The sequence below is a fragment of the Pseudomonas sp. FSL W7-0098 genome (assembly GCF_005930585.1).
GTDB classification, from domain to species: domain Bacteria; phylum Pseudomonadota; class Gammaproteobacteria; order Pseudomonadales; family Pseudomonadaceae; genus Aquipseudomonas; species Aquipseudomonas bubulae.
Map to the genome: position 1 here is coordinate 20,656 of NZ_RXHW01000016.1, position 21,637 is coordinate 42,292.

Here is a 21,637-nt window from a genome sequence, read left to right on the forward strand (position 1 = left end):
GCCGAACGCAGCCTGGTTCCTTCGGCAGCCGCTACGAGCCCAACGGTTATTTACCGGCTGTCAACGTGGAGTAGCTGGTGATCAGGTTGCGATAGTCCGGGATATGGTTGGAGAACAGCGCGCCCAGGCCTTCAATGTCATTGCGCCAGTCGCGATGCAGCTCACAGGCCAGACCAAACCAGGTCATCAGTTGCGCACCCGAGGATGACATGCGATCCCAGGCCGAATGGCGGGTGATTTCGTTGAACGTACCCGACGCATCCGTCACCACAAACACCTCATAGCCTTCAGCCAGTGCCGACAGTGCCGGGAATGCCACGCAGACCTCAGTGACCACCCCTGCGATGATCAGTTGCTTTTTACCTGTTGCCTTGACCGCCTTGACAAAATCCTCGTTGTCCCAGGCATTGATCTGCCCCGGGCGGGCGATATAGGGCGCTTGCGGGAACAGCGCCTTCAACTCGGGCACCAGCGGGCCGTTGGGTCCGGTTTCGAAGCTGGTGGTCAAAATGGTCGGCAACTTGAAGTACTTGGCCAGATCAGCCAGCGCCAGCACGTTGTTCTTGAATTTGTCCGGTTCGATATCCCGCACCAGCGACAGCAAACCCGCCTGATGGTCCACCAACAAAACGGCGGCATTGTCCTTGTCCAAACGCTTGTAAGAAGTTGTCACAGGGTTTACCTCTCTGGGATAAGACAGAAAAGGCCAGGCCATGACCCTCATGGCCTGGCATTGCGCTTCGGTGCAGCATTGCTACGCGGGCATGCGGCCAAACTTGCCCGACTGGAAGTCCACAAACGCCTGATGGATTTCGGCGTCGGTGTTCATCACAAACGGCCCATGGCCCACGATCGGTTCGTCGATCGGCTCGCCGCTGAGGACCAGCAGCACGGCGTCGTTATTGGCTTCAAGGCGGATGCTCGAGCCATCACGCTCAAACAGCGCAAGCTGCCCTTCACGCACCACGTCCTGACCGTTGACCTCGACCGCACCATGCAGCACTACCAGCGCAGTGTTGCGGCCCGGGTGCAGATCCAGCGTAGTCGACTTGCCCGCATTCAAGCGGATATCCCACACGTCGATCGGCGTAAAGGTATGGGCCGGGCCGCGTTTGCCATCGAACTCACCGGCAATCAGGCGCAAACGGCCGGCATCGTCCTTGAGCGCCAGGTCGGGGATGTCACGGTCGACGATGCCCTGATACCCCGGCGCGGCCATTTTGTCCTTTGCAGGCAGGTTGACCCATAGCTGCACCATCTCCAGCGGGCCGCCACTGCGGGCAAACGCCTCGGAATGGAACTCCTCGTGCAGGATGCCGGACGCTGCGGTCATCCACTGCACATCACCCGGGCCGATCACCCCGCCGTTGCCGGTGGAGTCACGGTGTTCCACTTCGCCCTTGTAGACGATGGTCACCGTTTCAAAACCACGGTGCGGGTGCTGGCCTACACCACGACGCTCTGTAGTAGGCGTGAACTCGGCTGGCCCGGCGTAATCCAGAAGCAGAAACGGGCTGATGTGTTTGCCCATGCTGTCGTAGGAAAACATCGTGCGAACCGGAAAACCATCGCCGACCCAATGAGGGCGGGGGGCCTGATAAACACCAAGAATTTTTTTCATGTTGCACCTCCTGTAAATCATGGCAACAACTATAGATTCGTCGCACGCATAAGACTAGACAGGTTTTTTGGTACTGATCGTTCTATGGATGGAACAATTATTCCGCCCTGCATCAGCGGGTCAAGCCTGTAATGGCCGGAGCAAAACCAACTAAATCAGAAACTTGTTTCTGGTTTATCAATCGTGCTGCGTCTAATAACTATTCCTATTAACAAGAATGAAATTTCTTACTTCGGAGCCTAGGCACGCGATGCAACGACCCAACTTGAGCCGGACCCCTCTTTCGATCGCCACCCAACGCCGGACGGTACGTCACACCTTGCTGTCCAGTGCCCTGATGGCCTCGGTCATGCTGGGGGCATCCCTTGCCAGCGCGGCGCCGGTGGCCCTGAACATTCCGTCGCAAGCCCTGGCCAGCGCGCTGAATGAACTGGGCAAGCAGGCCAACCTGCAGATCCTCTACAGCCCGGATCAGGTGCAAGGCATCAAGTCGCGTCCAGTGAGCGGTTCGCTGGAGCCGGTCAAGGCACTGGAGTCCCTGCTGCAGGGCAGCGGCATCTCGTATCAGCTCAACGGCGACACGGTGATTTTGAGCGCCCCCCAAGGCAAAGGTCTGGAACTGGGTGCAACCACTGTCACAGGCCAGGGCCTGGGCGACTCGCTGACCACCGAAGACACCCATTCCTATACCACCGGCGCCAGCAACAGCTCGACCAAACTGCCGCTGTCGATTCGCGAAACCCCGCAGACCGTCACGGTAGTCACCCGCCAACTGATGGACGATCAAGCCGCACAGAGCATCGGCGATGTACTGCGCAACGCGCCGGGCATTTCCACCCAGGCCTACGACAGCGACCGCATGGAGTACTCGGCCCGCGGCTATGCCATCACCAACTTTCAGTACGACGGGGTCAACACCCTGTATGACGGCGTGTTCGATGAAGGTGCGACCAAGGTCGATATGGCCCTGTATGACCGCGTCGATATCGTCAAGGGCGCCACCGGCCTGTTGTCCGGCTCGGGCGAGCCGTCGGCCACGGTCAACCTGATTCGCAAAAAACCGACCCGCGACTTCAAGGCATCGGTCACTGCCAGCGCGGGCTCGTGGGACAACTATCGCACCGAAGGTGATATCTCCGGGCCGTTGAATGACGATGGCAGCGTGCGCGGGCGAATGGTGGCGGTTTACCAGGATGCCGACTCGTACCGCGACCACTACTCACGTAAAAATGACGTGTTCTACGGCATCATCCAGGCCGACCTCACCCCCGACACCCTGTTCACCTTCGGCATGGACTACCAGAATATCAAGCCTCGCGGCTCGTCCTGGACCGGCAACCCGTATTACTTCTCCAACTACACCAAAACCGACTTCAGCCGCTCGTTCAACCCGGCCACCGACTGGAGCCGCCGCGACGTCCAGATCCAGTCCACCTTCGCCTCCCTGGAGCACCGTTTCGCCAATGACTGGAAAGTCAAAGGCACCCTCACCCAGCAAACCAACGACCACGACACCCTGCTGGGTTCGGCCAGCGGCGGGATGCCAGATCCGGTCACGGGTGACGGCATGTTCTTCTACTGGGGCCAGTGGGAAGGCCATCGCGTCCAGAACACCTTCGATATCAATGCGACCGGCCCGTTTACCCTGTTTGGCCGCGAACATGAACTGGTAGTGGGCGCAACCTCCCAGACCTCCCGCCAGACCGGCGCGACCTTCGACGGCAGCGAATTCCGTGAGCTGTCGAGCAGCATTTTTGACTGGAACGGCAAATACCCGAGACCGGACTTCCCGAAAAACGGCAAATACGAAACCAACCAAAATCAAAACAGCGCCTATATCGCCGCACGCTTCAAGCCGGCAGACGACTGGTCGATTATCCTTGGCAGCCGCGTAAGTGATTTCCAGTACAACAGCACCTACAAGTACTACGAGCAGACCAGCACGTTCCAGGACAACAAGACCACGGCAAAACAGCACGGCGAGGTGACGCCCTACGCCGGGGTTGTCTACGACATCAACGACAACTATTCGGTGTACGGCAGCTACACCTCGATCTACAAACCTCTTACCGAGCAGAGCAGTTCCGGTGCCACCCTGGCCCCCACAGAAGGCAACAGCTATGAACTCGGTTTGAAGGGCGAGTACTTTGATGGCCGCTTGAATGCCAGTGCGGCCGTGTTCCGTACCGAGCAAAAAAATGTACCGATTCAGGTCGGCACCAACGCCAACACCAACCTGGGCATCTATGAATCCCTTGATGGTGCGACCACCAACGGCATCGAGCTGGAACTGGCCGGTGAACTGATGCCGGACTGGAACCTGATCGCCGGCTACACCTACGCCCGCACCCGCTCTGATGATGGCGAACGTGTCTACGGCTACCCGCTGGAAACCACCAAGCCGGAAAACGTGGCGCGTCTGTTCACCACTTACCGCCTGCCGGGGGTGCTGAACAAAGTCACCGTGGGCGGTGGCGTGAACTGGCAAAGCCCGTTCTACGGCAAGATCTACAACGATGCCAAGGGCGACTACGACATCATCGAGCAGCACAGCTACGCGCTGGTCAACCTGATGACCCGCTACGAGTACAACGAACACCTGACGTTTAACCTCAACGCCAACAACGTGTTCGATAAAAAGTACCTGTCGGGGCTGGGTAACTTCAACACCACCTACTATGGCGAACCACGCAGCCTGATGCTGACGTCCAAGTACACCTTCTAAGTCAGCAGCGGCAACGAGCCTGCTCGCGAAGGCCAAGCGCATCGCGAGCAGACCGTGTCAGGCACTCACGGCTTTTTTCAGCGCCACCGGTTGCAAGTCAAAACGCTCCGCCAGAAACGGCGTGACCTCCAGCGGCAGCGGCTCTTGCCGCACCAGTGCGTCGAGCATGACACCAGTGATCGCCGAAGTCAGGATGCCGGTACGGAAATGCCCGCAGGCATTCAAATACCCCTCAATCCCCTTCATGGGCCCCAGGATCGGCAGCTCATCGGGGGAGCCTGGCCGCAACCCGGCCCAGGTACGCTTCAGGTTGGCGTCCTTGAGTTCGGGAATACAGCGCATCGCTCCCTGTACCAGCCCGGTGATTTCAGGGAAGGTGGTGGTCACGTCGAAGCCTTTGTCTTCGGTAGTGCTGCCAATCAGGATTTCGCCGTTGTCCTTTTGCGCCAGGTAGCAATCACTGGTGGTCAGGCAGCCGTTCAGCAACTTGGGCATGCGCTCGGTCAATACAATCTGCCCCTTGACCGGGGCCACAGGGATACTCAAGTCAGTGGCCATCACGCTGAGTTCTGCCGCCCAGGCGCCAGCGGCATTAATCAGGGTTTTGCAGTGGAACGCGCCCTGGCTGTCGGTGCGCACGCCGGTCACCTTGCTGCCCTGACGCATGACCTCGATGACGTTGGTGTTGAAGTACAGATCGACTCCATTTTGCCGGGCCCCTTCGGTGTAGGCATCGGTCAACCGGAACGGGCTCACCTGGTGATCGCACAAAAACTCCAGCGCACCTTGCGCATCGTAACTGACGCTCGGCTCCGCCTCGCGCAGGGCCGCCTGGTCGAGCCAGCGCACCTCATCGGCCAGATGCGGGATATTGGCGACAATATGCTCGGCATAGAGCCGGTCTTCATCGTCATAAATCACGTACTTGAGCCCGGTGCGCTCGAACTTGAAATCCATCCCGTGGTTTTCCAGCAGTTCCTTGTGCAAGCCGGGGTACAAGGCATTGGATTGCAGGGCAAAGTCGAAAAAACACGCTGGCAGGATATGCGCGGTACTGGCGTCGACAATCACGGCCGAACCCTGGGCTTCACGCTTGCGTTCGGCAGACATCATGCGAAAAAAAATCACCCCGCAGCCCAGCCCCACGGACTCGCCGATGGCCCACAGCCCGCCTGCCGACGCGCGGCTGGCATTGCCGGGGCGCTTGCAGTCGATCAGGGCTATTTTAAGATCCTTGCGCCGGGACAGGTGATACGCACAGGAGGCGCCAATAACACCGCCACCGGCGATGACAACGTCATAGGTCTTGATCATGTCAGGCATCCTTGCTCGCGTTGATAAAAGCCGAAAACGGCACGGGTTCCAGCGGGAATCGCGGGCGCAACCAGCCCACATCCTTGCGCCCGGTGGCTTCACGCAGGCGGTCACTGCAATAACCGACACACATGCGGCCCTGGCAGTCGCCCATGCTTATGCGTGTACGCATTTTAAGGCTGGCCATGTCCTGCACGCCCTGGCTGAGCGCAAGGTCGATATCGGCGCGGGTGACATGCTCGCAACGGCATACCACCGTGTCGGCCTGGGGCAGATCGATCTGGCGCGTACCACGCCGGGTATAACGATCAATCCCGCCGCGAAAGCGCATGAGGGTGTTGAGCCTGGACAGGTACTCGCGGCGCTGTTCAAGCGCCTGCTTTGCACTCAGGACCCCACGCTGCTGCAAGATCGACAACGCGCCAATCCGCCCCGTGAGCATCGCTGCCTCGCCCCCGCGCATGCCCGTGACATCACCGGCCAGGTGGATTGATGCCTGACTGCTCTGCTGCCAGTTATCGGCTTTGGCCGCCAGATAACCGTCGACGTTGTAAGCATGATCCAGACCCATCTGCTGGCTGAGCTGAGTGCGTGGAATAAAGCCATAACCCACCGCCAGGGTGCAGGCTTTCACCGCCTGCGCCTGGCTCATGTCGGCCTGCCAGGTGTTGGAATAGGGAGCCACGATCACTTCGCTCAGTTCCCCTTCGCCAAACGCCTGCACCACACCCCAGCCGTAATGCACGGCCACGCCATGGCGCTTGAGGTAAACCAGCATGCTCAGGCCGTCGAGGAACAACTGGGGCTGGTTGAGCAGCGCCAGGCTTTCCTTGGCAATGCGGCCAAACTCGCACGCTTCATATACCCCGGCCACTTCCACACCCGCTGCGTGCAACTGGCACGCCACCAGCATCAGCAAGGGCCCGGTGCCCGCAATCAGCGTCGGCCCACGGGGTTTGACAACACCACTTTTGATCTGCAGCTGCAGGCCACCCAGCATGATCACACCCGGGGTCGTCCAACCCGGGAACGGCACGCTGCGCTCATGGCAGCCAGCGGACAGCAGCAGTTGATCGAAGCCGATTTGCTGCAATTGCTCATGCTCATCCAGCACTTGCAGGCTTTGCTGACCTTGCCCGCCGACAACGCGATGGTTGAGGCGTACATCCACTGAGTGGGCAATGACCGAAAATTCGCCGTGCAACTTGTGCAGCGCAGCCTTGTAGCGTTCTCCCAGATAGTCGAGTTCGACACCGTCGCGCAAAGGCCCGCGATAAACTACACCACCCAGCCGCGAGGCTTCTTCGAACAACGTGCTTTGCACGCCATGCTGCGCCAGCTCTATTGCCGCCGACATCCCTGCCGGTCCGCCACCGACAATCACCGTACGGGCGCTCATAGCACCAGCTCCTGGCTGGCGACGCGGTTGATCCCGGTCTCGACCTGCATACCGGGCTTTACCACGGTCTGGCAGGCGCGTCGCTTGTGCCTGCCATCAATATTCACCAGGCAGCAGTAGCACACGCCCATGCCGCAATAAGCGCCCGTCATCCGCCCGTGGTCGTTGCGCGACAGTTGCCGCACACCCACTGAGTTCAACACGCTGAGCACGGTTTCACCTTGAGCGGCATTGACTGGCTGACCATTGACCAGAATGGACATGTCGGCCTGCCTCAAGGGTTGAATATCGTACTGTCGCTTCAAGTCATCCATGTCTGTCATCCTTTTTATGTGGTGTTGCCCGGTCAATCACTGGCACCGGGTACCAGGGCCGACGACCTTAGCCTGCTCCTGAAAACAAACATTGATGCGTGCCAATAAACGTCGCGTTTCATGTGTTTTCCAGCCATTACCCTTACACTGCAAGCCCCTTGCACACTGGCGCGCTTATGGACCTCGACCTGGCCCGTACTTTCCTTGAAATTGTCCGCTACGGCAGCCTGGTGGGCGCGGCCGAAAAGCTGCACGTTACCCAGACGGCCGTGACCGCACGGGTACACAAGCTCGAAAGCCTGCTCGGCGTCACCCTGTTTACCCGCAACCGCGCCGGCGCAAAACTCACCCCCGAAGGCGAGGCCTTTGTGGTGTACGCCAACCAGTTGCTGCACACCTGGGAAGCCGCACGGCGCGATCTGCCGCGCCCCGAAGGCTTGCATCAGTTGCTGCATATCGGCGGGGAAGTCAGCCTGTGCAACCCGCTGATCCTCAACTGGGCCAAAGCCCTGCGTCAGCACCTCACCACCCATGCCTTGCGCATACAAATCAGCGATGCCGAACAATTACTGCGTCAGATCGAGATGGGCCTGCTGGATGCTGCACTGGTCTATCAGCCCGCCTACTGGCCCGGTGTGCAAGTGGAGCAGTTGCTGGAGGAAAAACTGATCCAGATCCGCCGCCCCGAACAACCTGAACCTTATGTATACGTAGAATGGGGTGAGGGTTTTCGCCGCCAGCATGACGCCGCCCTGCCCGACAGGGCGCGAGCGGCCATCAGCTTCAACCTGGGCCCGGTGGCCTTGCATTACATCCTCGACAACGGCGGCAGCGGCTACTTCCGCACCCGTGTGGTCGAGCGCTATCTGGACAGCGGTGCCCTGGAACGGGTGCCCAAGGCCCCGGAATTCAGCTACCCCACCTACCTGGTGTACTCCCGCGAGCGTGACTGCGCAGCCTTGCAACAGGGCATCGCGCTGCTGCGCGAAATCGTCAGACAGGACAGCGACTGGTCACAGCCCCGGGAGCCGGAAATTTAAGTCGCCAGGCTCCGGATGAAAGCTTTCAGCTTTGTGTCATATCCCTTAGTCTGCGAGCGTTGAATCACCCATAAAAACAATACAGGTGGCACATGACCGACCTAACCCGGGCCAACGAAAGCTGGCTGACATCGCCGACCCATCAACAGTGGCTGCGCGATCAGGGCCAGGCGCTGGTGGATTTCGCCAAGGCCGCCCGCGTGCCCTGCGGCTTCGCCGCGCTCGACCCGTTTGGTCGCCGCCCGGACAACGCCCCGGCAGACACCATCACCACCGCACGCATGGTGCACAGTTTTGCCCTGGCCCATATTCAAGGCCTGCCCGGTTGCGCGCCGCTGATCGACCACGGCCTGGCCGCACTGGCCGGGCCGCTGCGTGATGCCGTGCATGGCGGCTGGTTTGCCCGCCCCGGCGCGCAGGACGGCAACACGCGCAAAGCGGCCTATCTGCATGCCTTTGTCGCGCTGGCCGCCAGCTCTGCAGCGGTGGCCGGGCGCGGTGGTGCGGCCGAGTTGCTGGGCGATGCGGTGGCCATTCTTGAAGGCAATTTCTGGTCCGAGGCAGAAGGCGCCCTGCTGGAAAGCTTTGCTGGCGACTGGAGTGACTGCGAGGCCTATCGCGGAGCCAACAGCAATATGCACGGTGTCGAAGCTTTTCTGGCCCTGGCCGATGTCCTCGATGAAGACCTGTGGCTCGATCGCGCCCTGTCGATTGCCGAAAAGCTTGTTCACCAGCATGCAGCGCAATCCGGCTACCTGCCCGTGGAGCATTTCGACAGCCAGTGGCAGCCATTGCCCGATTACAACCGGGACAACCCGGCAGACGGTTTTCGCCCGTTCGGCAAAACGCCCGGCCACGCCTTCGAATGGGCGCGCCTGCTGTTGCACCTCGAGGCGGCCCGCAAGCAACGCGGCCTGGCGGCGCCCGAATGGCTGCTGGAAGACGCGCGGCGGTTATTCGCCAGTGCATGCCAGTTCGGCTGGAACGTCGATGGTGACTGCGGAATCGTCTACACCGTGGACTGGAACCACCAGCCGCTGGTGCGTGAGCGTCTGCACTGGACCCTGGCCGAAGCCTCGGCAGCTGCGGCGGCGTTGTTGCAACGCAGCGGTGAGCATGAATACGAAGTCTGGTATCAACAGTTCTGGGACTATATCGACCTGTACATGATCGACCGCCAGAACGGCAGCTGGCATCACGAACTGGGGATCGACAACCTGCCTTCGCAAAACATCTGGCCGGGCAAGCCGGACCTTTACCATGCTTACCAGGCCACGCTGCTGCCCCGTTTGCCGTTGGCTATCAGCCTGGCCAGCGCGCTCAAGCTGCGGCGCTGAGCAATCCCGCCCCCGTGCAGAGCGCTCCCTCACCAATCGTATTTAACCTCCAGCGACGCCGTGCGCTGCTGGCCGTAGTAGCAGCCAAAGCTGTAGTTGCACGAAGATACGTACTCTCGATCAAACAGGTTCTGCACGTTCAGCCGGGTACTGACACCCTTGAAGCTCGCATCCAGGGCCGCCAGGTCATAGCTGAGCGTTGCGTCATACACCACAAACGACGGCGTCTTGAAAGTGTTGTCCGAGTCGCCGAAGTTTTTCCCGGTATAACGTGCACCGCCGCCCAGGGTCACGCCCGCCAGGGCCTGTCCGGTGAAGTGGTAGTCGGCCCACACGCTGGCTGCCCAGGGTGCCTGTGCCTCGCTGCGGTTGCCTTCATTGCCATAGTTGGACTTGGTGTAGAACACGTCCAGATACGACAGCGAGGCGATCAGGTCGATGTTGCTGAAACTGCTTTTGCCTTCAAGTTCGATCCCCCGCGACCGGACCTCGCCTTCCTGGATTTGATACTCCTGGTACTGCAAGTCACCGGTCAGGACGTTTTGCTGGGTGATTTCAAATACCGAGGCGCTGAGCAAAGTGCTCTCATCGGGCTGGTATTTGACCCCCACTTCATATTGCTTGCCCGTCATGGGCACGAACGCCTTGCCACCTCGGGCCGGTGCCGCAGTGCCCACGGAAGGCAGAAAGGATTCGGTGTAACTGATATACGGCGCCAGACCAAACGAAGTGACATAGGTCAGGCCCACACGCCCGGTGAACTTGCTATCGCTCTGGATCTCGTGGGAGTTGGCCAGCAAGTCATTGTTGTCGACCTTGGCCCAATCCTGGCGACCGCCAATGGTCAGGATAAAGTTGTTCAGTTTGATCTGGTCCTGCACATAAAAACCGGTCTGCTTGACCCTGTTATCCCATTTGGTAGTCAGGGTCGGCACACCCGTGGTGCGGTAGTTGGTGGGGTTGTAGAGGTCAATCACCTCGCTGCCGGACAGGTTGTAGCCCTGGAACTTGCGGGTGAAGTCACGGTAGTCGAGCCCCACCAGCAGGGTGTGCTGCACAGGCCCGGTGGTGAAGTCACTTTGCAGGTGGTTGTCGAAAGTATAAGAGCTGTTTTGCTGGCGCCAGTCGAGCTTGGTGCGGCTGGCATGGGTATCGGTGGCGCCGTCCGGGGCGGTGACGAAACGGTTCAGGTAAAAGCCCTTGTAACGGTCATTGACGTCGATGTAGCTCAGGCTCTGGCGATAGGTCATGACCTCGTTGAAGGCATGGGAAAACTGGTAGCCGAGCACATATTGATCGCGCTTGTAGTCGTTCCATTTCGAGTCGCCCGAGAAGAAGTCTCGATCTATCTTGTTGCCTTGGGAGTTGCGGTACAGACTGCCCACGGCCGGCAAGGACTGGTAGTCGGCCAGGGCATCGTCCCGTTGCACTTGCGCGTAGACCGTCAGTTCATTGCGGTCATCCGGCGCCCAGGTGAGACTGGGCGCCAGCAGCATGCGGGAATCTTCCGTGTAGTCGATTTGCTCGCTGCCGGTGTTGCCGACGCCGATCAGCCGATAGCTCAGGGTTTTGCCTTCATCCAGCGGGCCGGTGGTATCGAAGGCCAGGTTGTAACGGTCAAAGCTGCCGGTGCCGACCTTGATTTGATGCCTGGCCTCGGTGCTCGGGCGCTTGGCCACCATATTGATCATGCCCCCCGGCTGGTTTTGCCCGTACAGAACGGAGGACGGCCCCTTGAGCACTTCGATACGCTCCAGGGTGTAGGGGTCGATCTGCGGGGTGCCGCCCAGGCTGCCCGCCGAAGGCAGATAGGCGCCATCAAGGTAGAGCAGGGTCGGGGCAAAACCGCGGCTGGTGATTTCATCGGCAATGGTGTTGCGGTCGGTATAGCCGTTGGTGCTGAGCCCCGGGGTGTAGCGCAGGGCCTGGGTCAGATCGTGGGCGCCCTGCACTTCAACCTGATCAGCAGTGACCACGTTGATGGTTTGCGGAATCTCGAGGATCGGTGTGTCGGTCTTGGTGGCGGTGGCCGAACGGGTGGCGACAAAGCCGTCAACATGGCCACGACCATCCTCACCCAGACGCGCAGACACGTTGGTTGCGCCCAGATTCAGTACCCCGTCACCGGCATTGGGGTAGACACTCAAGGCACCGCTACCGGTCAACCCCAGGCCCAGCCCGCTGCCCGCCAGCGCGCGTTCGGCGGCCTGTTGCGGGGTGTACATGCCATTGACCGGCGCGGAGGTTTTACCCTGCAACAAGGCCGGAGCCACCGACAGGGTCAGGTTGCTGTCGCGGGCAATGCGGCTCAGGGTCACGCCCAGGGGCGCGGCAGGCAAGTCAAAAAAACGCGTGGCATTTTGCTCGCCAGACAGGGTTTCGGCCACCGCGCTCAGCGGGTAACCGCCAATGCTCAGGGTGATGGCCAGCGCCAGCAGGCAGGTTTTGGGATGGGCGTACGGCATGGGGCATCCTTTCTCGTTGCAAGGTAGGCAGTTGTAACCTTGACCAACGAGAAAGCCTTTCCCCTCACCTTATCTGCAATTAATTCGCATTCATTGGTTTTTACTGGCGCACATCGATCAGGGTCAGCCACGGCCCATAGCGCGTGATCTTGATCGGCAAGGTTTGCGCCAGCGTATTCAGGGTGTGTGCGGTGTTGTCCAGCGGGAATACACCGAATACCCGCACCCGCGCGGCTTCCGGGCTGATACGCAGCATGCCGGTCTGGTAGGGCCGCAGCGCCTCGACCAGGGCTGACAGAGGTTCGTCGTGCAGCTCGACCCGGCCCGCGAGCCAGTCGGGCTGGCTACGGGATGTCGGGGTTTGCGGGTTTATCCGGGTGGCGGTAAATGACGCCGCCCGACCGGTTTCGAGGTGGAGTTGCTGACCGCCCAGGGTGTGCAACTGCACGCTGTGCTGTTGCACGCTGGCCAGGCTTTCAGTGCTGCCCTGGCGCACCATAAAGCGCGTGCCAAGGGCTTGCACCTGGCCCTGGGCAGTGCTCACCACAAAAGGACGCTGGGCGTCGGCTGCCACATCCACCTGCAACTCGCCTTCACGCAGGTGCACCCGGCGCTGATCGCCATTGAAGTCGATATCCACCGCGCTGCGGGCGTTGAGGGTGAGCAGGCTGCCATCGGCCAGTTCGACGGTTTTGCGCTCGCCGGTGGCCGTCTGGTAATCGGCCGTCAACCCCGTCAGGGGCGTCACGCGATCCACCAGACCCGCGGCACCCAGGCCGAGCACCAACAGCAGCAGGCCGCCTTGCAGGGTCTTTTTGCCCGATGGCGATGTACCGGCCAGCAGCGCCCGACGTACCGCCTGCAATTGCCCCGGGCTGCGCCGCTCAACCGATTGCAGATCGGCTACGGGAGCCTTGAGCACCCCGGCGACCCGCTGCCACGCAGCCAGATGTGCCGGGTTTTCGGCCAGCCACGCCTTGAACACCTGACGCTCCGACGGGCAGGCCTGGCCGGACTCGAGGCGCAGCATCCAGTCAATGGCGGCACGGGTGGTCGGGTCAACCTTGGCTGTACTCATGGGCTCTCCGCCGTTTGCGACAGGCAATGAACAAAAGCGCGGCGCAAGTCGCGCTCAACGGTGGCCAGGGATACGCCCAGTTGCTCGGCAATGGCCTGCTGGGGCATACCTTCAAGACGATTGAGCAAAAAGGCGCGCTTGACCCGCGATGGCAAACCTTCGAGCAGGCAATCAATGGCTTCGATCGCCTCACGGACCAGGGCAATGTCTTCTGCAGAAGGTGCGTAGGCCAGAGGCAGCTCGGCCAGTTGGTCGAGATAGGCTTGCTCAAGCTTGCGCCGCCGCCACAGTGAGCAGAGCAAGCGCCGGGCAACGGTACTCAGGTAAGCCCGAGGCTCCTGGATACGTTCCAGTTGGCGGGCATCCCAAGCGCGCAAAAATGTGTCCTGGGCCAGATCGGCCGCATCCTGCGGGCATCGTACCTGTCGCGACAACCAGCCGCGCAGCCACGCGTGATTGTCGTGATATAGACTGGCCAGCAGCCTTTGGGGATCCACAGGACTCGACACGATAGATAACCATACTTAAATAGCAATAAGTCGCATTATCGTCGGATCAAGCATAAATGCAAGCCATGTGGGAGCGGGCTTGCCCGCGATGCAGGCGGCGCGGTTACTCAGCCTGACCGCGCTGATGCCATCGCGAGCAAGCCCGCTCCCACAAAAGCACGACCTTCAGCGCCCGCCGCCCAGGTCGAGAAAGGTGCCGGTGGTATACGACGCCTTGTCCGACAGCAGCCAAACAATGGCTTCGGCCACTTCTTCCGGCCGCCCGCCACGCCCCATGGGGATGATAGGTTCAAGCTTGCTGACCCGGCCCGGATCGCCGCTCAAGGCGTGAAAATCGGTGAAGATATAGCCCGGCCGCACCGCGTTGACCCGGATCCCCTCGCCCGCCAGTTCCTTGGACAGCCCCAGGGTGAAAGTGTCTAGCGCGCCCTTGGAGGCGGCGTAATCGACGTATTCACCGGGCGAACCCAGGCGGGCCGCCACCGACGACACGTTGACGATATTACCGCCCTGCCCGCCGTAACGTGGCGACATGCGCAGCACGGCATGCTTGGCACACAGAATGGGCCCCAGCACATTGGTTTTCAGGGTGTGCATGATGCGCAGGTCGGTCAGCTCGTCGACCCGCGATTTGAGCCCCACGGTGCCGGCGTTGTTGACCAGCGCGGTAACAGGCCCCAACTGTTCGTCAACTTCGAGAAACAGGCGAATGATTTCCTCTTCGTCGCTGACATCGGCACGCACGGCAATGGCCTTGGCGCCCATGGCGCGAACCTGCGCCAGCACCTCATGGGCCGCAGCATCATCGGTCAGGTAGTTGATGCAGATCCGATAACCCTGCTTTGCAGCCAGCAAGGCCGTGGCAGCGCCTATGCCGCGGCTGCCGCCGGTGATCACGATGACTTTATCCATAAATACGTGTTCCCCTTACACCGATCCAAATCTGGCTGTCAGAATAACCGCGAAGGCCCGGTTTTGTCAGGTCGCTGTTTTGTTGCCCGGCCCGGCGGGTTCGGCACCTTGGATATCGGCCATGAATTGCTCCGCCGGCAGCGGCTCGCCCAGCAGAAAACCTTGCAGGGCATCACAGCCAAGCGTGGTTAAAAAACTTTGCTGGGTATCGGTCTCCACCCCTTCGGCGACGATACGCAAACCCAGGGCCTGGCCCAGCGCGACAATGGCCGAGACAATCGCCGCATCGTCGCTGTCGTGCTCCAGGTCGCGCACAAAACCGCGGTCGATTTTCAGTTCATTGGCGGGCAGGCGTTTGAGGTACATCAGGCTGGAATAGCCAGTGCCAAAGTCATCGATGGACAGGTCCACGCCCATTTGCGACAACCGCTGCAACACCACCATGCTCGCATCGGCATCGCTCATGGCGGTGGTTTCGGTGATTTCCAGGGTCAGGCTGTTGGCCGGTAACCGATGACGCTCGAGCGCCGCGACCACGCTGTCAACCAGCCCTGAATAGCAGAACTGCAATGCCGACAGGTTGACCGCAATGCGCCAGTGGCTATAGCCCTGATCGAACCAGATGCGCATCTGGCGGCAGGCTTCATTGAGCACCCAGTCACCAATGGGGATGATCAGGCCGGTTTTTTCCGCCAGGTCGATAAAATTTTCCGGCAGCAGCAACCCTTGCTGCGGATGCTCCCAGCGCAACAGCGCTTCGGCCCCCACCGGCCGGCTGTTGCTGGCATCGAACTTGGGCTGGTAGTGCAGGCGAAACTGCTGCAGCTCCAGGGCCTGACGCAAGTCCTGCAGCAGCTGCAATTGCTTGCGGGCATTGGTGTTCATCGACGCGTCGAAAAAGCTGTAGCCATTTTTGCCCGCGCCCTTGGCGTGATACATCGCCGCATCGGCGTTCATCAGCAGCTCTTCGGCGGTCAGGCCATTGCCGGGGTACAGGGCGATACCGACACTGGCGGAGATCAGCAGCTCATGCTCATCGACCCGAAACGCCCTGGACAACAGACCCACCTGCCGCGCTGCCACTTGCGGTGCGTCATCAGGCTCCAGCAGACGCACCAGCAGCACAAATTCGTCGCCGCCAATACGCGCCAGGGTGTCCTGGCTGCGCAACTGCTCGCGCAGGCGCAGGGCAACTTCCCGCAGCAAACGGTCGCCCAGATGATGACCAAAGGCATCGTTGACCGGCTTGAAGCCATCGAGGTCGATAAACATCAGCGAGAAGCAGCCGCCCTGCTCCGCCACCTTGCTCATCGCCTGACCGATACGGTCAGCCAGCAGGATGCGGTTGGGCAACCCGGTCAGGGTGTCGTGCAGCGCCAGTTGGGTCAGCTCTTCGTTGGCCAGGGTCAGGGAGTCCGCCAGCGCAGCTGTACGGGCATCGAGGCGGGCATCAAAAATAGAGGTCAGCAAGGCGATGACCAATACCGCCAGGCTGGACACCAGTACCAGATTGTCCAGGCCGTTACCGCTCAGACCGTCGATGGCGGCACCGCAAAAACTGCCGATGGGAAAATTCGCCGCAGCCATACCGGTGTAATGCATGCCGACAATGGCCAGCCCCATGATTACCGCAGCACCACCGCGCATCAGCCGCACGTAAGGGGTTTGCCGGCGCAGACGAAACGCGATCGACAACGCGGCCGCCGAGGCCCCCACCGCAATCACCAGCGACAGGCCAAACAGTGCCGGGTCGTAATCGATGCCCGGTTGCATGCGCAACGCGGCCATGCCGCTGTAGTGCATGGCGCTGATGCCCGCGCCCATGATCAGGGCGCCGAACAACAACTGCAGCGCCGGCAAACGCGGCTGGCTGACCAGCCACAAGGCAAAGCCCGAAGACAGGATGGCAACCAGCAATGACCACAGAGTCAGCCCCAGGTCGTAGCCCAGCGCCAGTGGCAACTGCAACGCGAGCATGCCGATAAAGTGCATCGACCACACGCCAAAGCCCATTGCCAGTGCACCGCCGGCAATCCACAGGTACTGGGTACGGCCGCGCGCCGTGGCGATGCGACCACTCAGGTCAAGGGCGGTATAAGAGGCCAGAATGGCCACACACAGGGAAATCAGGACCAGCGCGGGGGAGTAACTAGCGGAAACCATGGGCCTACTCGTGAACAGATGCCGAACAGCGTCCATGCCCGGTAAAGAAGCGCAATTGTACTGCTTCCCTGCATTTACGCACCTATCCGCGCGACTAAATCCTTAAGCTCCATGCCCGCTCCCACAAAGAAACTGTCCCCCTGCCTTCAGCTCAGCTCAAACAACCCCGCCGCCCCCATACCGCCGCCAATGCACATGGCAACCACGACAAACCGCGCACCACGGCGGCGACCTTCGAGCAGGCTGTGACCCACCATCCGTGCACCCGACATGCCGAACGGATGACCAATGGCTATCGCCCCGCCATTGACGTTCAGGCGGTCATTGGGGATCTGCAGAAAGTCACGGCAATGCACCACCTGACAGGCGAACGCTTCGTTGATCTCCCAGAGGTCAATATCCGCAACGGTCAGGCCAAAACGCTTGAGCAACTTGGGAATCGCATACACCGGACCAATGCCCATTTCCTCCGGTGCACAACCACTCACGGCAATCCCGCGATACACGCCCAGCGCTTCGATACCGCGCTGCCTGGCTTCGGCACGGCTCATCAGCAATACCGCAGCGGCCCCATCGGAAAACTGCGAGGCGTTGCCTGCCGTGATGAACTCACCCTGTTCAATCCACTTGCCGTCTTTCCACACCGGTTTGAGGGTCGACAGGTCTTCAAGGGTGGTGGAGGGACGGTTGCACTCGTCACGGTCCGCGATCACGTCCTGATGACCGGCGGGCTTGCCTTCCTTGTCAAAGCACAGCTTGCGCGCCGCCAAGGGCACGATCTCATCGGCAAACAGGCCCTCAGCCTGGGCGGCGGCAGTACGTTGCTGGCTCTGCAACGCATACTGATCCTGTACCTCGCGGCTGATGTTGTAGCGCCGCGACACGATTTCCGCGGTTTCGAGCATCGGAATATAAGCCGTCGGCATGCACTCAAGCACGGCCTCGGACTGGGCGCGGTAGGTGTTTTTGTACTTGTTCTGGGTCAGCGACAATGACTCCACGCCACCGGCCACGGCAATCTTCATTTCGCCGGTCATGATGCCATTGGCCGCCACGCCGATACTCATCAGGCCCGAGGCGCACATGCGATCGAGCGCCATGCCCGGCACAGTATCGGGCAAACCGCCGGTGTACGCACACAGGCGGCCGATGTTGTAACTCTGAGTGCCCTGCTGGGCGGCGGCACCCATGATCACGTCTTCCACCGAACCCGGCTCGATACCCGCGCGCTCGACCACGGCACGCACCACGTGACCGCCCAGCACAGGCGCCTCGGTATCGTTGAACGAGCCACGAAAGGATTTGGTCAAGGCAGTGCGGGCGGTGGATACGATCACAACGTCATTCAAATTCATGTTCAAGGCTCACAGTTCAAGGGGGTTGAAGGTGTAGCGGCTGATGGTGTCCACCACGCAGCCGGGGCGTTCGCTGCCCTCGATTTCGACGCTCATGCGCACTACAGCCTGCACGGCCTGGCCCTGCATCTCGACCCGCACCAACTGGCCATGGCCGCGAATCCGCGAACCGACCTTGACCGGCGCAGGGAAGCGCAGCCGGTCACTGCCGTAGTTGACGCCCATGGCCAGGTTCTCGAACTGCATCAGTTGCGGCATAAACAGATTGGCCAGGGCCAGGGTCAGGTAACCATGGGCGATGCAGGCGCCAAATGGCCCGGTGGCGGCGCGCTGAGGGTCGACATGGATCCACTGGTGATCGCCCGTGGCTTCGGCAAACAGGTTGATCCGTTCCTGGGTCAGCAGCAGCCAGTCTGTGCGCCCCAGATCCATGCCCTCGGCCGCCAGCAACTGCCCGGTGCTGCTGAAAACTGTGCTCATGCTCTGTTCCTCACGCTTGTTGCGAGCTGACGGGCAGCACTTCGCCGACCATGTACGAGGCATAGTCACTGGCCAGAAACACCATGACATTGGCCACTTCCCACACTTCGGCGGCGCGGCCAAAGGCTTCGCGGCTGGTGAGCTGGTCGAGCAATTCGCTGCTGGCGGCTTTTTTCAGAAAGTCGTGCAGGGCGATCGACGGCGCCACAGCGTTGATCCGCACGCCGTTTTCGGCGGCTTCCAGGGCGCTGCAGCGGGTCAGGGCCATGACTCCGGCCTTGGCCGCAGCGTAATGGGCCTGCTCCTTTTGCGCGCGCCAGCCCAATACCGAGGCGTTGTTGACGATGGCTCCGGCGCCACGGCGCTCCATATGCGGGAGCATGGCGCGAGTCATGCGCATGGTGCCGGTCAGGGTGATATCCAGTACCGACGACCACTGCTCATCGGTCATTTCGGTCAGGCGTACCTGACCGCCAAGCCCGGCGTTGTTGATCAGCACATCGACACCGCCCAGCGCCTCCTCAGCGGCGGCGACCAGGGCTTGCACGTCGGCTTCGACGGTGACGTTGCACAGCTGCCCGTAGACCGCCTGCAAGCCGGTTTCGGCCTTGAGCCGCTCGACTGCCTCTTCGAGACGACGCGGGTGGATATCGGAAATCATCAGGGCGCGACAGCCCTCTTCCGCGCAGCGTTTGGCCGCGGCATAACCGATACCGGCGCCGGCTGCGGCAGTGATCAAAATCGACTTGCCAGCCAGTAACTGGTGGCCGGGGACATAGGGAGGTGCTTGTCTCATGGTTGAATTCTCTTGTTAAGCGGCAAATCAAAAGCCCCTCACCCTGGCCCTCTTCCAAAGGGAGGGGTTGGGGTGAGGGCCAGCGGTATCAGCTACCCCACACCCGCTGCGGTGCAGGCGCTTCGGCCAGAATCTGGCCCAGGGCAACCCCCACTTCTTCGGGTTGCCATTGCGCGCCCTTGTCGCGGGTCACCCCGGTGCGCCAGCCATCGCCCAGGGACAATCGCCCACCCTGGCTTTCGATGATCTGCCCGGTAACATCCCCCGACAGTTCGCTGCCCAGCCATACCACCAGCGGCGCGACGTTTTCCGGTGCCCATGAATCAAAGCCACCGTCTTCAGGTTTTTTCACCATGTCCGGCATCGCGCTTTCGGTCATCGAGGTCCGCGCCGCCGGCGCCAGGGCATTGGCCGTCACGCCGTAGCGCCCCAGCTCGGCTGCCTGCACCAGGGTCAGCGCGGCAATCCCGCCTTTGGCTGCGCTGTAGTTGGACTGCCCCACCGACCCCTGCAGGCCCGCGCCGGAACTGGTGTTGATGATCCGTGCCGCCACCGGCTGGCCGGCCTTGGCCAGGTCGCGCCAGCGCTTGCCGAGGATATTGGCCAGGCAAAAATGCCCCTTGAGATGCACACGCATGACCGCATCCCAGTCCTCTTCAGCGAGGCTGATAAACATGCGGTCACGCAGGATTCCGGCGTTGTTGACCAGCACATGCACTTCGCCAAACGCGGCCAGGGCGGCGTCGACGATGTGCTGTGCCGTGGCCAGGGTGGTGATGTCATCGGCATTGGCAATGGCCTGCCCACCGGCCTGGAGGATTTCTGCCACGACCTCTTCGGCGGCTTCGCGACGAATATCGTTGACCACCACATTGGCGCCCTCCCCGGCGAACGCCAGCGCGTAAGCGCGGCCCAAACCGCCGCCCGCGCCGGTAATGATGACGGTACGTTCTGCACAAATTGCCATGTCGTTGCTCCTAGAGGCGTTCAATAATCGTCACGTTGGCTTGACCGCCGCCTTCGCACATGGTCTGCAAACCGTAGCGGCCACCGCTTTGCTCAAGCTGGTTGAGCAGGCCGGTCATCAACCGTGCACCGCTTGCCCCCAACGGATGGCCGAGAGCAATTGCACCGCCGTTGGCGTTGGTCCTGGCCGGGTCGAAATCCAGCTCCTTGGCCCAGGCCATCACCACCGAGGCGAAGGCTTCGTTGATTTCAACAAGGTCAATGTCCTGCATGCCCATGCCAGCCTTTTTCAGTGCGGCACGGGTAGCGGCAATCGGGGCCCTGAGGTGCCAGATCGGGTCGTCGCCCAGCACCGACAGGTGATGGATCCGTGCCCGAGGGGTGAGGTTGTAGCGTTTGAGCGCCGCCTCGGAGACCACCAGCAAGGCAGCCGAGGCATCGCAGGTCTGGCTGGATACCGCAGCGGTGATCGACGCAAACTCGGCAAACACCGGCTCCAGTTCGGCCATTTTGGCCAGGCTGGTTTGGCGCGGTGTTTCATCGTCCCATACCCCTTCGCAGGGCACGATTTCGTTGACGAAACGGCCGGCGGCCATGGCGGCCAGCGCCCGGCGATGGCTCTCCAGGGCATAGGCTTCCATGTCCTGGCGGCTGATGTTCCAGTGGTCGGCGATACGCTGGGCAGCGTAGAACTGGTTGACCGGCTGTTTGCCAAAGCGCGCTTGCCAGCCCTTGCTGCCGGAGAACGGGTCGGCAAAGCCCAGTGGCTGCCCGGCCAACATCGCCGAGGAAATAGGGATCTGGGTCATGGTTTGCACACCACCCACGGCAATCACATCCTGGGTGCCACTCATCACCGCCTGCGCGGCGAAGTGCAGCGCCTGTTGTGACGAACCGCACTGGCGATCGATGGTGGTGCCCGGCACGTTCAGCGGCAAACCGGCGGCCAGCCAGCTGGTGCGGGCGATATCACCGGCCTGGGAGCCGATGGTGTCGACACACCCAAAAATCACGTCGTCATATTCGTCGGCCGGAATTGCGTTGCGCTCCACCAGTGCTTTGAGCACATGGGCGCCGAGGTCGATGGCATGGACGTGGGCCAGGCCGCCCTTGCGTTTGCCGGTGGGGCTGCGCAATGCATCAACAATATAGGCTTCAGGCAT

At 61.2% G+C, this 21,637-nt stretch carries 18 protein-coding genes; 3 read left to right on the forward strand and 15 right to left on the reverse strand.

Going from position 1 to position 21,637, the window contains the following annotated elements:
* Window positions 1-46 precede the first annotated feature (46 nt).
* Entirely contained in the window at window positions 47-673 is a 627-nt protein-coding gene (gene ycaC / locus FHL07_RS22695) for an isochorismate family cysteine hydrolase YcaC (protein WP_095002456.1), read from the reverse strand.
* A gap of 81 nt (window positions 674-754) precedes the next feature.
* Window positions 755-1,621, reverse strand: coding sequence for a pirin family protein (locus tag FHL07_RS22700; protein WP_095025095.1), 867 nt, complete (start codon window positions 1,619-1,621; stop codon window positions 755-757).
* A gap of 250 nt (window positions 1,622-1,871) precedes the next feature.
* Between FHL07_RS22700 and FHL07_RS22705 the strand changes: the two genes are divergently transcribed.
* Window positions 1,872-4,346 carry a TonB-dependent siderophore receptor gene (locus FHL07_RS22705; protein ID WP_095024497.1) on the forward strand — a complete coding sequence of 825 codons (2,475 nt, stop codon included), beginning with the start codon at window positions 1,872-1,874 and terminating at the stop codon, window positions 4,344-4,346.
* A gap of 57 nt (window positions 4,347-4,403) precedes the next feature.
* Here the strand turns inward: FHL07_RS22705 and hcnC are convergent, their stop codons facing one another.
* The 3 genes from hcnC to hcnA are packed head-to-tail and all read right to left on the reverse strand — an operon-like array spanning window position 4,404 to window position 7,373.
* Window positions 4,404-5,660 (reverse strand): cyanide-forming glycine dehydrogenase subunit HcnC, encoded by a 1,257-nt coding sequence (gene hcnC / locus FHL07_RS22710; protein ID WP_138738933.1) that lies wholly within the window; start codon window positions 5,658-5,660, stop codon window positions 4,404-4,406.
* Between the two features lies 1 nt (window position 5,661).
* Window positions 5,662-7,059: a cyanide-forming glycine dehydrogenase subunit HcnB gene (gene hcnB, locus FHL07_RS22715; protein WP_095027197.1), complete on the reverse strand. Its 1,398-nt coding sequence runs from the start codon at window positions 7,057-7,059 to the stop codon at window positions 5,662-5,664.
* Window positions 7,056-7,373, reverse strand: a complete 318-nt coding sequence (gene hcnA / locus FHL07_RS22720; protein ID WP_095002425.1) for a cyanide-forming glycine dehydrogenase subunit HcnA — start codon at window positions 7,371-7,373, stop codon at window positions 7,056-7,058. Before hcnA ends, hcnB begins: the two co-directional genes overlap by 4 nt.
* A gap of 176 nt (window positions 7,374-7,549) precedes the next feature.
* Here hcnA and FHL07_RS22725 point away from each other — a divergent pair, with 176 nt between their 5' ends.
* Together FHL07_RS22725 and FHL07_RS22730 are read left to right on the forward strand one after the other, a co-directional pair.
* Window positions 7,550-8,413, forward strand: a complete 864-nt coding sequence (locus tag FHL07_RS22725) for a LysR family transcriptional regulator (RefSeq protein WP_095002424.1) — start codon at window positions 7,550-7,552, stop codon at window positions 8,411-8,413.
* Between the two features lie 92 nt (window positions 8,414-8,505).
* Window positions 8,506-9,750, forward strand: coding sequence for a D-mannose isomerase (locus FHL07_RS22730; RefSeq protein WP_095002423.1), 1,245 nt, complete (start codon window positions 8,506-8,508; stop codon window positions 9,748-9,750).
* A gap of 29 nt (window positions 9,751-9,779) precedes the next feature.
* Here FHL07_RS22730 and FHL07_RS22735 read toward each other — a convergent pair whose 3' ends face one another.
* The 10 genes from FHL07_RS22735 to FHL07_RS22785 form a co-directional block, all read right to left on the reverse strand.
* Window positions 9,780-12,215 (reverse strand): TonB-dependent siderophore receptor, encoded by a 2,436-nt coding sequence (locus FHL07_RS22735; RefSeq protein WP_138738934.1) that lies wholly within the window; start codon window positions 12,213-12,215, stop codon window positions 9,780-9,782.
* A 100-nt stretch (window positions 12,216-12,315) separates the two neighbouring features.
* Window positions 12,316-13,293 (reverse strand): FecR family protein, encoded by a 978-nt coding sequence (locus FHL07_RS22740; RefSeq protein WP_138738935.1) that lies wholly within the window; start codon window positions 13,291-13,293, stop codon window positions 12,316-12,318.
* The gene (locus tag FHL07_RS22745; protein ID WP_095002420.1) at window positions 13,290-13,790 is read right to left on the reverse strand and encodes a sigma-70 family RNA polymerase sigma factor; all 501 of its coding nucleotides are present in this window, start codon (window positions 13,788-13,790) and stop codon (window positions 13,290-13,292) included. Before FHL07_RS22745 ends, FHL07_RS22740 begins: the two co-directional genes overlap by 4 nt.
* Window positions 13,791-13,967: 177 nt before the next feature.
* Complete coding sequence (locus FHL07_RS22755) at window positions 13,968-14,714, reverse strand: SDR family oxidoreductase (protein WP_095002419.1); 747 nt, start codon at window positions 14,712-14,714, stop codon at window positions 13,968-13,970.
* Between the two features lie 66 nt (window positions 14,715-14,780).
* On the reverse strand, window positions 14,781-16,877 hold the full coding sequence (locus FHL07_RS22760; RefSeq protein ID WP_095002418.1) for a putative bifunctional diguanylate cyclase/phosphodiesterase: 2,097 nt from the start codon (window positions 16,875-16,877) through the stop codon (window positions 14,781-14,783).
* A 146-nt stretch (window positions 16,878-17,023) separates the two neighbouring features.
* Complete coding sequence (locus FHL07_RS22765; RefSeq protein ID WP_095002417.1) at window positions 17,024-18,232, reverse strand: acetyl-CoA C-acyltransferase; 1,209 nt, start codon at window positions 18,230-18,232, stop codon at window positions 17,024-17,026.
* A gap of 9 nt (window positions 18,233-18,241) precedes the next feature.
* A complete protein-coding gene (locus tag FHL07_RS22770) occupies window positions 18,242-18,712 on the reverse strand; it encodes a MaoC family dehydratase (RefSeq protein ID WP_138738936.1) in 471 nt (156 codons plus the stop codon).
* A gap of 10 nt (window positions 18,713-18,722) precedes the next feature.
* Window positions 18,723-19,508, reverse strand: coding sequence for an SDR family oxidoreductase (locus tag FHL07_RS22775; protein ID WP_088377109.1), 786 nt, complete (start codon window positions 19,506-19,508; stop codon window positions 18,723-18,725).
* Window positions 19,509-19,596: 88 nt separating this feature from the next.
* Entirely contained in the window at window positions 19,597-20,475 is an 879-nt protein-coding gene (locus FHL07_RS22780; protein WP_095002414.1) for an SDR family oxidoreductase, read from the reverse strand.
* Between the two features lie 10 nt (window positions 20,476-20,485).
* Window positions 20,486-21,637, reverse strand: a complete 1,152-nt coding sequence (locus FHL07_RS22785; RefSeq protein WP_138738937.1) for an acetyl-CoA C-acetyltransferase — start codon at window positions 21,635-21,637, stop codon at window positions 20,486-20,488.